A 12,665-nucleotide genomic window follows, 5' to 3' on the forward strand; every position below is an offset into this window, starting at 1 on the left:
TCTTCTAGGTTGTGGATTGGTATTGTCATAAGTGGATTATACTATATATTTTGGGTTTGGTATTACACCCATTTTACGCTCTATTGTTATTTCACATATTCAGATACCTATTCTTTTATTGACAATTTATTGAGGTTTTTATGCGCTTATCCCATTTTACCCAAGCAGTGGCACTTATCAGCGCGACTTTGATACTAAGCGCTTGTGGCAATGATTCTGATGACACAACAATCATTGATGGGACACCGCCGCTTCTAACCACCGATAGTAATTTTACCGATGGCTATAGCGCAGTGGCAGCGATATTTGTTTCTGGGCAAGTTCAAGATAGCAGTGGCATCAAATCGTTGACTTATCAGCGCAATGAAGAGCCGGCGCAAGCATTAAACGTCAATAAAAATGGAGATTTTAACACACGTATTTTATTGGCATTGGGTAGCAATAAAATCACTTTAGAAGCCACAGATAATAACGGCAACATCATGCGCTCAACCAAAACCCTCTATTTGGGCGATACTGTCGCGGCAGGTGGCTCCCATACAGCTGCTCTGCGCGATGGGCAGCTTTATGGCTGGGGACGCAATAATTATGGGCAAACAGGTCTAGGAATGACGACAAAATTAACCGACGTCATGGGTCATCCAGATACCCCTATGCTAATGCACAATGCCCCAAAAGACCTTGTGTCTATTAAATTTAATCAGAATCATTCGCTGGCGATAGATGCTAAAGGTCAGGTTTATAGTTGGGGCGAAGATATTTCTGGTCAATTAGGACGCGGCGAGACTGGTCGCAATGACTGTAGTAAGACCGAAGACTGCCGCCTAGATATCGGTCGTATTGATGGTATTGATAATGCGCTGATGGTAGCGGCAGGATATAAGCATAACTTAGTACTTACCAAAGACGGCAGCGTGTGGGCGTTTGGTGCCAACACCCAAGGTCAGCTTGGTAATGCGACAACGATAGAGAGTAGCACACCCGTAAAAGTTGATTTTTCAGCAGCCGCTGACATCGGTCATATCGTGCAAGTGGTGGCCAGTGCCAGTAGCTCGTACGCCTTAGATGATAAAGGTCAAGTTTGGGGCTGGGGCAGCGACGCCTATGCCAATCTAGGTCGCGGTCAAGAATGTAATAAAGCCAATAATTGTATCAATATTAATGCAACGCCGATTCGCATTGATGTTCTGAGCGGCAATTCCAATACCCATACCAACGTTGACGTTCATACTAATAACGCTATCGCCCCTACTCCTGAGCTTGCCTCTAACCCAAGCATTGGCATTGAAAGAGTGACACAATTGGCAGCGGGACGTGACCATGTATTGGCGCTAACCAATAAAGAAGCGGTCTACGCTTGGGGGCTTAATGCCAGTAGCCAAATAGGTTATAACGGCGAAAAGTTCAATGCTACTGAAAGCGCTTGGGCAAATACCATTGTTAAACCAACCAAACTGCCATGGTTTACGGGTAAAAACATTCGCCGCATCTATGCCAATGGCAATGCCAGCTATGCGTTACTGGATAATGTGTCATCGAGCGAGCCAAAATCAAATAATGGCTCAGCGACAGACGGTATTCTTTACGCGTGGGGTATGTTTGGGGAGACAAATAGCGCAGGCAAAACTGTCTACAACGATTTAGATGAGCCAACCAATAAATTACCTCACTTAAAAAATATCGACAATATGGCAATGGGCGTCATGCACTTGATCGCGCATGAAAAACCTCTGCAGCAAAATACCAATACCTTGTATAGAGATGGTCAATTATTTACATGGGGTTGGAGCTTTGAGGGCTCACTCGGTAATAAAGACACCACCCACGTTTGGATGTATAACACTCCTATGCCAGTCAATTTACCAAGCCAACTATAAGCGTGACTTATCTTTAACATGAGTATGCAATAGCAAATGTAGTGAACAAGGGCAGCCTTAGCAATGTTGCCTTTATTAAATTATAGTTCTGTTAATTTCTGCTTACTCATCTTTAGCCTATTCTTCGTATTTTAATAAATGATATTTTTAGCCATTTTAGGTCTTGCCATGTCTCTACTGCCTCATTCACCAAACGGTTACTCACTAAATCATTCAAATGCTCCCTCTATTATTTTATTTCCTGTCACACGCCTCACACGCCGCGCGTTATTTTGTTTAACAGCAACTTTATTACTAAGTGCGTGTGGCGGCTCGGACGGTTCCAATAGTTCAAACAATGACAGCTCTAACACACCGGAGCTACCTAGCAAGCCTACGCCGCCAACTATACCTGAAAACCCAGACAGCCCAAACAATCCTGAAACTGATAACAATTGGCTACCAGCCGGTGGCAACGCGACCATTGCTGCCGATATCTCACGACCATTTTTACAAATTATGCCTAATCTGCCAAGCAGTGCCTTGGGCGGCGTATCGCCAGGTCGCGAGCTATTTATCACCGAATGGACGCCAGCCAATCAAGGTCGCGTGCTCTTTGATGGCGTTGGCCCCTTATTTAACGCCAATGCCTGTACCCAGTGCCATAGTGCTGAAGGACGCAAACTCATTTATGCCGCCAATGGCGAGCTAAGTGACGCCATTTTATTTAGGCTCGGCAACAAACAAGGGCTTGCGCACACTTATTACGGCGAGCAAATGCAACATCAAAGTATCGATGCCAGCATCGCACCCGAAGGTAAAATGCGCTACGCCATCACAGCCAGTAACAGCAATCAACCTGCCGGTGTCCAGTTTGACTTTAGCGCAACCGACCCCAATCAGCCGCTGGGAGATACCGCTATCAGTGGGCGTATCTCACCGCAATTGGTCGGCATGGGCTTGCTCGACTTAATTCCTGAGGCGGATATCATTGCAGCAGCTGACCCTGACGATAACAATAAAGACGGCATCAGTGGGCGCGTACATTGGGTACAAGACGGCAAACAGCAGCGCATTGGCCGCTTTGGTTGGAAGGCGATTAACTCAAGCTTGCGTATCCAAAACGCCAATGCCATGTCACAAGATATGGGCTTGACCACTTCCCTATTTATGGATCCCAATTGTACAGCCAATCAGCCGATTTGTTGGACAGCACCCAATGGCGGCACGCCTGAGGTTTCAGACAGCAGCTTGGATGCGGTGACCGATTTTATGACTGCCTTGGCAGTGCCTGAGCGCCGAGTGGCCGATTTATCGACCTTTAATAAAGGCGCGCTGCTGTTTACCCAAGTTGGCTGTGCCAGCTGTCATACGCCAAAACAAAAAACGGGCGCGAGTGTGCGCTTTCCGCTACTTGCCCAGCAAACCATTTATCCTTATACCGACTTATTGCTGCACGATATGGGCAAAGGTTTAGATGACGGCGTCAAAGAAAAAAATGCCGAAAGCTATGAGTGGCGTACACCGCCATTATGGGGCATTGGTATTGTGGCGCGTGACCCAGAAGCACGGTTTTTGCATGATGGTCGCGCCAGCAGTTTGACAGAAGCGATACTTTGGCATGGCGGTGAGGCAGAAAGCGCCAAGATACGCTTTAGACAATTATCTGCCATGCAACAACAAACGCTGCTAAGCTTTTTAAACAGCATTTAATACTCATTATGACAAGGTCAAATAAAAAAGACCGCTCAATCGAGTGGTCTTTTTTATAGCATATATTTTGATAATATAATTTATGAGAGCGTAAATTTTACTGCCTTAGCTATTTTTTCATAAACAACTTATTTTAAACAACTTATTGTAAATAGCCATTTTTAGCGGTGATATTCGGCGGCAACTCGGTTTCGCCCAAAGCTTCTAGCAAATTAATCTCGATAGTACGAGATAAGGCCGTCAGCGGTAATTGGTTGGCTGCCAAGCCAAAAGGCTCTTCCAACTCTTCACTGAGCGCATCCAAACCAAAAAAGGTATAAGCAATAACGCCGCAAATTAATGGCGTCACCCAGCCTAAAGAAGAAACCAAACCAAAAGGCAGCATAAAGCAATACAGATATGTCGTGCGATGCACCAGCAGCGTATAAGCAAACGGCAATGGCGTGCTATGAATACGCTCGCAAGCCGACAAGACCACCGTCATAGAATTTAGGCGCTCATCCATATTTTGCAGCATATGATCTGAGGTCAATCGCTGCTGCCGACAATAGCCAAGCTCCTTACCGAGCAGACGCAGCAGATAATCCGGCAAATTTTGCGCCTGCTTCATGCTGGTATGATGAATAGGTTCGACAAAGCGCTCAACATCTTGCCAAGGCGCACTGTCACGCAATCGATGACGTAAGGCATGGGTGAAAGCGATGCTTAAATATACCAATCGGCGCTGGCTATCTTGCCCTTTCTCGTTTTCTCGCCCGTCCTCACTCCCATCATCTATATAAGACAATACTTGACGGGTAAAGCTGCGTGTATCATAGACCAATTGCCCCCATAGCCCTCGAGCTTCCCACCAGCGCTGATAACTGGCATTATTCCGAAAACCTAAAAACAGCGATAAGGCAATCCCAAGCAAGGTAAACGGTGCGACGCTATAAGAAGAAAAAGAACTGGGAAATCCGTGCTGAATATTGGTGATAAAGGCACTAATCAGACTAATGAGCAAAATCTGTGGATAGACCTTTGGTAGGATAGAGCCACGCAAGGCAAAAAGCAGTTTGATGGCGCTTGGCTTTTGCTTGACAATCATTTTAGCGTCCTAACGAATGGTGCTTATAATTGGTGCTTATAGATAAAAACTGGCGTTATTGCAGGACGAAATGATAACAGACTAAAGAGGTATGAGCAGAAAAAACAGTAATTTATCCTATTTTAATTGGCTAGGGATTTTTACTACGTACTTATTCAATAAATTTCTACAAAATCATTGGTTGTTATAATGATGTAAGGATAGCAAGCGCAAGGATACACAGCAGCTGTCAGCGCTTAAAAATTCGATTATAGTAGATAGGTCTATCACTTATTAATAAATTACAGTTAAATAAATCGAGGGAATACACCATGAAGAAATTAGGATTACTTGTCGCTATATCGGTAGGATTAAGCGCCTGTGCGGGTGGTATGAACGGTGGCACCACACCGGGCAATTCAAATAACATCGTCAATCAATATCCCGTTGAAGCAGCCATGCTCAATATTTATACCAAAGCTCGCAGTCAAAGCCTAGTGGCGAACGTCGGCAATCAAACGGCCTCTGCGGATATCAAAGTGACGCCCAAAGGCAGCATGGTATTTAATAATAAACAAGTCCAAGGCGCTGAAGTAAATACTATTAATAAAGTCAACAATCAAGTTACTGATCAATCGGTCGCCATTAACTACTTTACCCTTAATCCATTGGTATTCCATGGTTTCACCGACAGCTCAGGTAAATACTCGATCTCGAATCAGACCACAACCATTCCCAAAATGGCAACGGCTGGCTCATCGAGCAAATTAATTACCGAAGACGTTTACGCTGATAGAAGTATGCGTAAAAAAATAGGCACTTATAATCAAGATTGGTCTTTGACTAGAGATACCAATAATACCGCGTGGTTTTGTATAGAGACCTCGGCTAACTTACTACTCAGTAATGATCCTAATGGCAGCTCGTCAGAATGCTATAAAATTAATGCGCGCGGCGATATTTTGGATAGCAAAGTAACCATTAGCCAGCCATCTACTAATGGTACTAAAACCATTACCTTTACCAGTCGATAGTTTTCATAAGCTGATGGCTGTCATAAAACAACAGCCATTAGTATGCTAATTATCTAGGATTTACATGGATCAGATGAGTGAATGGGTACTCGGCATCATGGCAAAGTTTGGCTACTTTGGCATTATATTTGCCATGTTTGCTGAAAACGTATTTCCGCCCATTCCATCCGAGGTTATCATGCCCGCTGCTGGCTTCGCCGCTTCAAAAGGCGATATGAGTATCGTCTTGGTTATTTTAACTGGAACGCTTGGCGCGGTGCTGGGTGCGCTACCACTATACTACTTGGGCCATAAATTCGATGAACCGCGCTTGGTCGCATTTATTGAAAAGTACGGCAAATATGTGTTTATAAAACCTACTGACATCACCGACGCCAACGCATGGTTTGACAAACATGGCAAAATGGCGGTGTTTTTTGGGCGTATGGTGCCAGGCGTACGTTCGCTCATTTCCATCCCTGCTGGCATGAATAAAATGGCGCTATTACCCTTTTTGGCGCTAAGCGCTTTAGGGGCCAGCATTTGGACCGCGATATTGGCGCTGGCGGGCTATTATTTGGGTCAAAACTATGACGCTGTCGCAGGCATCTTAGCCCCCTATTCTAAAGCCATTGTTATATCAATCCTGATGGTTATTGTCGGCTTACTCATCAAGCGGCGTTTGTCCTATCGAAAAAAAGCGGACGATAAAAACAATGATAAAAATAGTAATGAGCATTGAATATTGGATTATAAACTGCCTGCTACTGTAATAAATTCGATATAAAAACGATACAGCGAGATGAAACGTTGTTTTTCGTAGCCTCTGTCGGCGTAGCCACAGCACGCAAGAAAAACAACGTTTCATTGAGCGACTTGATAGCTACGTATCCGATTTATTTGGATTCGACTATACCGTAACAACAGCCAACTTAATAACAGTAAATCTTAATATCGACTTAGATTTATTAAATTCAATAAAAATCCCAAAACTCCCTCCTCAAATTTTAATGTCCTTAAATTGCTCTTTTCTAGTGCACCAAATGGCAAAAACACCTAACTAAATTTATAACTCATCAGTATAAAAACCGTGAACGAATATTGCGCAAATGATTCGCTTATTTATAAACATTCATTTAAAATACATCTTATGGAAGCCAATTTATTAGCTCAACATTTTATAGTTTTGTTGTTTAATCTTATTATTTTAATAGTGTTTTTTGCTTTTCTTCACAATTAATAATAGGATGATGGAAGCGATAAAAATCGAGCTTTGTTAAATGAGCCACTTATTTTCAATTTTTGGAGAGCCTTATGCGTCTTTTTAACTCTACAACCTCTCAGCCTCAAGCCCTTAGCTATTCTAAACTTGCATTAGCTTGTATTCTTGCCCTTGGTACGGTAGGAATGGTTGGTTGTGATAAATCAACTCCTGATAAGGCGACGGCAACCAGCGCAGAAACCACCCAAACTACTAAGGATAGCAAAGCGCCAGTCACCAAAAATGGCGAGCTACCAGTGATTGATGCGGTTATCACCCATGCGCCTGAAGTACCACCACCTATCGATCGTGACTATGCGGCAAAAGTCATTGTAAAAATGGAAACCGTAGAAAAAACCATGCGTCTAGCGGATGGCGTTGAGTACAACTTCTGGACATTTGGCGGGCAGGTACCAGGACAATTTATTCGCGTACGTCAAGGCGATGAAATTGAGTTTCACTTATCAAACCACCCTGATTCAAAAATGCCGCACAATATTGACTTACATGCGGTGACAGGTCCAGGGGGCGGTGCCGCTTCTTCGTTTACCTCTCCTGGTTATACCTCAGAGTTTAACTTTAAAGCCTTAAAACCAGGCTTGTATGTCTATCACTGTGCGGTAGCGCCCGTCGGTATGCACATCGCAAACGGTATGTATGGTCTAATTTTGGTTGAGCCAGAAGGCGGTTTACCAAAGGTTGATCGTGAATTTTATGTCATGCAGGGCGATTTTTATACCAAAGGCAACTATGGCGATAAAGGCCTACAACCTTTTGATATGGAAAAAGCGGTAAAAGAGCAGCCAGATTACGTGTTATTTAACGGTTCAGTTGGCGCTCTTACCGGTGAAAACTCGTTAAAAGCCAACGTCGGTGAAACGGTTCGTCTATTCGTTGGTAACGGTGGTCCTAACTTGGTGTCATCATTCCACGTGATTGGTGAGATTTTCGACAAGGTCAACATGGAAGGCGGTAGCGCTGAAAACCATAATGTTCAAACCACCCTTATCCCAGCAGGGGGCGCCGCGATTACCCAGTTCAAAGTAGATGTTCCAGGCGAGCTTGTGATGGTTGACCACTCTATTTTCCGGGCATTTAACAAAGGTGCGCTTGGTATCATCGATGTCAAAGGTGCAGAGGACAAGAAAATATATTCAGGAAAAGTGCGTGAAGACGTCTACTTACCTGAAGGTTCAGCGGCACAAAGTCTTGGCAAAACCAATGCGCCTGCGCCAGTCGTGACCGCTGCCAACAAGCAAGAAAGAATTAAAATGGGTGAGTCTGTTTACGCTAGTAACTGCGCGGCTTGTCACCAATTAAATGGTGCTGGTATACCAAAAGCCTTCCCACCATTGGCGAAGTCTGACTACCTCAACGAAGACCCTAAACGCGCCGTCAATGCTATCTTGCATGGCTTGACTGGTAAGATTACCGTCAATGGCGAAGAGTACGACAGTGTCATGCCAGCCGTTGCCTTAGATGACGAAAAAATTGCTAACGTCGTCACCTATATCATCAACAGTTGGGGCAACAAAGGTGGTGAAGTGACGCCAGAAGAGGTCAAAGCCGCTCGTAAATAATAGGGTTTTAGACAGATACTACTGACTGTCCGATAAAGATACTGTTAAAAAACAGGGTTATCGGACAGTCTTTTCACAATAGACACTTTCGTCAAATAACCAAATATCGGTACGCTAGAACGGTGTCTGATTCAATAAGCGTTTGGCACCGTCCTCTTTTTGGTTTACTAGGAGATTAGTTATGTTATGGACTTACATCACTAACACTCGCAAAAGCAACACACACAAAAGCAACACTCGCAGCATTCACAAAAACAAAACGCTAAAAATGAACATTCGGAAGATTGTGGATACAACCGCTCGCCCGCTCGCACTGTTATTGGTCGTTAGTGTTCTTAGCGTCACAACCGACTTTGCGTTGATAAGCACGCAAGCGCAAGCAAAAGAGCTGACCATTCAGCCCGGTACTTATCGTCCGTTATATTTGAGCAAAAATTCACCATTGGTGGCAGTCGATACATTCAAAATTGATGAGCTGCCAGTCACCAATATACAGTTTTATCAGTTTTTAAAAGAAAACCCGAAGTTTCGCCAACGTGCCATTGCACCTATTTTTGCCGATTCTGGTTATCTAAAACACTGGATCAATACCAAAGATATCTCTGTGCCTAGAAAGGCTGATTTCCGTAAGCCTGTAGTCAATGTATCATGGTATGCCGCCAATCAATATTGCCGTGCGCAAAACAAGCGCTTGCCAACTGTTGAACAGTGGGAATATGTCGCACAAGCTTCTACCAGCAATAAAAATGGTAGCTTGGAGGCCGGTTACAACCAGCGCATTCTTGATTGGTATGCTAAATCGGCAGGCAATAAAGACCAGCTTGCCGATGTCGGACAAAGCCCTGCCAACTATTGGGGCGTCAAAGACATGCACGGTTTGATTTGGGAATGGACAGAGAATTTTAACAATAGCTTGGTCACCGGCGAATCACGTTCAGACAGCAATCTAAACCAAGAGATGTTTTGCGGCTCGGGCGCAGCCGGTGCAGTCGACCCAAGTGATTATGCAGCCTTTATGCGCTATGGTTTTCGCTCAAGCTTAGAAGCCAAATACACGGTCAGCAGCTTAGGTTTTCGCTGTGCTAGTAATTAACTTGCCCTAACATAGCGCTCTACTTTAACCTAGCACCCTTTTAACACAGCGCCCTACTTTTTATGCTCAATTGAATTTAATGGCCTCTAAGGATTGTCTTATGAAAACAATAAAAATTATGCAAAATAAAAGATTGCAAAATAAAAGTTTACAAAATACAGTAACTCAGCCAATGTCTTATCTGGCTTATGCTATCAAACTGGCTTTGACTACTGGGTTCTGTGTTGGCTTACTCGCCTGTAGCAATCCTGACGCGACTAAATCGGCGGCGACGCAAGACAGTCAAGCCGATACTACTTCTGAATCTAAAGTCGCGACAGACAATCATCACGACATGAAAAACATGGATCATAAACAGATGAATCATGCTGATATGAACGCGCAAGAACCAGCAGAAGCGCTCGGGCAAGATTATTCTATCTATCAGGCAGGTGGCGACTGGACAGACCATCGTGGCAATACCTTTGAGCTTGATAATCTTGAGGGTAAAAATCAAGTAGTGGTGATGGCTTATACCAGCTGTCAGCATACCTGCCCTATCTTGGTGCAATCGATGAAACAGATGTATAAAGAGATGACGCCTGAAGCGCGTGCGCAAACGGAGTTTTTACTAGCAACATTAGATACCGAGCGCGATACCGTTGATGTGATGAAAAACTTTGCTGAGCATAATAATCTTGGTGATAACTGGCGCCTGATTCGTAGCGATGAAGCCAGCACCCGTATGCTTGCCAATACCTTAAATATCAAATATCAATTTGCCGATAATGGTGATATTAACCACTCTAACTTGATATCTGTATTAGATAAAGAAGGTCGTTTGGTCGCCCAAGGCGTTGGGATTGCCGACTCTGGCATTAAGCCATTGATTGAGTATTTAAACAGCCATAGTTAAGCATTTAAAAACCATATTTTTAACCTTTACCTTACTTTTAAAGTATCTGTATTTTAAAGGCAAAAAAACACCGCTTATCTAAATAGACAAGCGGTGTTTCTCATTGTGTCATCAGCTACGGCGCTGATTTTGGCGTTAAGCCTTTAACTAGATATTTAGTTAAGCGCTTAAACCGCCAAAGCCAAACCTTGTTTGACGCGCATATCGCCGGTTTCAACATAACGCTGATGCCAAGATAAAGATTCATCGAGCAAATGCGGCGTTTGCATACCAGCAGTCTGTGATGCACGATCATAATAATCTTGTAGCATTGGGCGATAGTCTGGATGCGCGCAATTATCAATGATTTTTTGCGCGCGTTGACGGGGTGATAAACCGCGCAAGTCCGCCAAACCTTGCTCAGTGACAATGATCATCACATCATGCTCGGTATGGTCAACGTGTGACACCATTGGCGTGATACATGAGATAGCACCACCTTTGGCAACCGACGGACTGACAAACATTGAGGTAAAGGCATTACGCGCAAAGTCGCCAGAGCCGCCCAAACCATTCATCATATTGGTACCCATCACGTGGGTTGAGTTGACATTACCATAAAGGTCACACTCAATCATCGCATTGATAGCAAGCACACCAAGACGACGCGAGACTTCAGGATGGTTGGTAATCTCTTGTGGACGCAGGATAATACGTTTGCGCAACTCTTCGATATTGGCATTAAAACGCGCTAAGGCGTCTGGACTTAATGACATCGCCGTCGCCGATGCTTGGGTCATTTTGCCTGACATAATCAAATCTAACATACCGTCTTGCAATACTTCAGTATAACCAGTTAAATTCTCAAACGGACTGGCTTGTAAGCCTGCTAATACCGCATTGGCAACGTTACCGACACCAGACTGAATCGGCAATAAGTTGGCTGGCATGCGGCCTTTTTTCACCTCTTCATGGAAAAAGTCAATAATGTAGCCGGCAATTTTGTTTGAGCACTCATCAGGATCGGCAAATTTGCTGTTGCGATCAGGTGAGTCCGTCAAGACCACGGCGACGACTTTATCCAAGTCACAAGTTAGGTACGGCTCGCCAATACGTTCGCCCGGTGTGGTGATTGGAATCGGTTTACGATATGGCGGTACACCAATGTCATCAAAGATATCATGCATGCCTTCTAACAGTAAGCTTTGGCGGCTGTTTACTTCTAGAATGATCTTATCAGCATTATGCAACCATGCGTTATTGGTGCCGATAGAGGTAGAAGGAATCAGGCGACCATCTGGCAAGATACCTGCCACTTCGACCACCGCCACATGCATGTCACCATAAAAACCAAAGGTGCTCTGCTGAGCGACATGCGATAAGTGCATGTCAAAATAATGCGTTTCGCCAGCGTTGATTTGTTTACGTAACGCCGACTCTGACTGATAAGGTGTGCGCATCTTGATACCATTGGCTTCAGCCAAAACGCCATCACACTCTGCGGCGGTTGATGCGCCGGTTAATAAACCGATTTTGAATTCTTCACCGCGCGCTTGAGCGGCTTTCATACGCTCTGCTAATGCAGCTGGAATGGCTTTTGGGTAACCTGCCCCCGTAAAACCACTCATTCCAACATTCATGTCATGTGAGATAAATGTCGCTGCTTGCTCCGCAGACATGATTTTTTCACGTAAACCTTCGTGACGAACGCGCTCTTCGTGATTAATTGCACTCATACCTTTTTTCCTAGTAACTTCCCTATTAACACCAAACCCTCAAAATAATGAGACGTTTGATACCGAAACAGCAATAAAATACAATGGAGAGTATATTAACAACTTTAGGATAAAAGACAAGTTGCTTGTCTCATATTTTAATTTACATTATTAAAAACCATTTTTAATCATTAACAATAGTCGATAGTATTTACAGGAAAGAAGATTTGCTTTTTAGACGTTTTCATACTATTAACTTGGGAGCTTTTAGCGCCATAAGGTTGGACATTTAAAATATCTATGTGGCGGTTAAAAATACTCTTAATTAAGTTTTAAGAATACTATAAGATTAACTTTAGCTTTCATAAATTTTTAATAAGGATAAATAGTAGTTAGTTACCGAATTTATAAAAAATCCTAGGTAAGCGCTTTGTATTAAAGAGAATTATATCTTTTAATTTTAAGTAGTTAGTATAGTGTATCAAATACAAAAG

At 43.6% G+C, this 12,665-nt stretch carries 9 protein-coding genes; 7 read left to right on the forward strand and 2 right to left on the reverse strand.

Going from position 1 to position 12,665, the window contains the following annotated elements:
• Positions 1 to 140 precede the first annotated feature (140 nt).
• Positions 141 to 1,877, forward strand: a complete 1,737-nt coding sequence (locus B2866_RS06700; protein WP_296191884.1) for a chromosome condensation regulator RCC1 — start codon at positions 141 to 143, stop codon at positions 1,875 to 1,877.
• A 168-nt stretch (positions 1,878 to 2,045) separates the two neighbouring features.
• Positions 2,046 to 3,569, forward strand: a complete 1,524-nt coding sequence (locus tag B2866_RS06705) for a di-heme oxidoredictase family protein (RefSeq protein WP_296191888.1) — start codon at positions 2,046 to 2,048, stop codon at positions 3,567 to 3,569.
• Between the two features lie 142 nt (positions 3,570 to 3,711).
• Here B2866_RS06705 and B2866_RS06710 read toward each other — a convergent pair whose 3' ends face one another.
• Positions 3,712 to 4,656: a bestrophin family protein gene (locus B2866_RS06710; RefSeq protein ID WP_296191891.1), complete on the reverse strand. Its 945-nt coding sequence runs from the start codon at positions 4,654 to 4,656 to the stop codon at positions 3,712 to 3,714.
• A gap of 311 nt (positions 4,657 to 4,967) precedes the next feature.
• Between B2866_RS06710 and B2866_RS06715 the strand changes: the two genes are divergently transcribed.
• From B2866_RS06715 to B2866_RS06735, 5 genes are all read left to right on the forward strand, one after another.
• Positions 4,968 to 5,669 carry a hypothetical protein gene (locus B2866_RS06715; protein WP_296191894.1) on the forward strand — a complete coding sequence of 234 codons (702 nt, stop codon included), beginning with the start codon at positions 4,968 to 4,970 and terminating at the stop codon, positions 5,667 to 5,669.
• A gap of 64 nt (positions 5,670 to 5,733) precedes the next feature.
• Positions 5,734 to 6,390, forward strand: coding sequence for a DedA family protein (locus B2866_RS06720; protein WP_296191897.1), 657 nt, complete (start codon positions 5,734 to 5,736; stop codon positions 6,388 to 6,390).
• Between the two features lie 572 nt (positions 6,391 to 6,962).
• Entirely contained in the window at positions 6,963 to 8,489 is a 1,527-nt protein-coding gene (nirK, locus tag B2866_RS06725; RefSeq protein WP_296191900.1) for a copper-containing nitrite reductase, read from the forward strand.
• 286 nt (positions 8,490 to 8,775) lie between these two features.
• The gene (locus B2866_RS06730) at positions 8,776 to 9,582 is read left to right on the forward strand and encodes a formylglycine-generating enzyme family protein (protein WP_296191903.1); all 807 of its coding nucleotides are present in this window, start codon (positions 8,776 to 8,778) and stop codon (positions 9,580 to 9,582) included.
• 100 nt (positions 9,583 to 9,682) lie between these two features.
• Positions 9,683 to 10,477, forward strand: coding sequence for an SCO family protein (locus B2866_RS06735; protein ID WP_296191905.1), 795 nt, complete (start codon positions 9,683 to 9,685; stop codon positions 10,475 to 10,477).
• Between the two features lie 167 nt (positions 10,478 to 10,644).
• Here the strand turns inward: B2866_RS06735 and B2866_RS06740 are convergent, their stop codons facing one another.
• Entirely contained in the window at positions 10,645 to 12,192 is a 1,548-nt protein-coding gene (locus B2866_RS06740) for an acetyl-CoA hydrolase/transferase family protein (protein WP_296191908.1), read from the reverse strand.
• Positions 12,193 to 12,665: the final 473 nt, after the last annotated feature.

Source organism: Psychrobacter sp. UBA3483 (genome assembly GCF_002377905.1).
Lineage (GTDB): Bacteria > Pseudomonadota > Gammaproteobacteria > Pseudomonadales > Moraxellaceae > Psychrobacter.

What these genes read in the sequence shown, in the direction of transcription:
- B2866_RS06700 (WP_296191884.1), top strand. Translation starts at nt 141, where the DNA reads ATGCGCTTATCCCATTTTACCCAAGCAGTGGCACTTATCAGCGCGACT.
- B2866_RS06705 (WP_296191888.1), top strand. Translation starts at nt 2,046, where the DNA reads ATGTCTCTACTGCCTCATTCACCAAACGGTTACTCACTAAATCATTCA.
- B2866_RS06710 (WP_296191891.1), bottom strand. Translation starts at nt 4,656, where the DNA reads ATGATTGTCAAGCAAAAGCCAAGCGCCATCAAACTGCTTTTTGCCTTG.
- B2866_RS06715 (WP_296191894.1), top strand. Translation starts at nt 4,968, where the DNA reads ATGAAGAAATTAGGATTACTTGTCGCTATATCGGTAGGATTAAGCGCC.
- B2866_RS06720 (WP_296191897.1), top strand. Translation starts at nt 5,734, where the DNA reads ATGGATCAGATGAGTGAATGGGTACTCGGCATCATGGCAAAGTTTGGC.
- nirK (WP_296191900.1), top strand. Translation starts at nt 6,963, where the DNA reads ATGCGTCTTTTTAACTCTACAACCTCTCAGCCTCAAGCCCTTAGCTAT.
- B2866_RS06735 (WP_296191905.1), top strand. Translation starts at nt 9,683, where the DNA reads ATGAAAACAATAAAAATTATGCAAAATAAAAGATTGCAAAATAAAAGT.
- B2866_RS06740 (WP_296191908.1), bottom strand. Translation starts at nt 12,192, where the DNA reads ATGAGTGCAATTAATCACGAAGAGCGCGTTCGTCACGAAGGTTTACGT.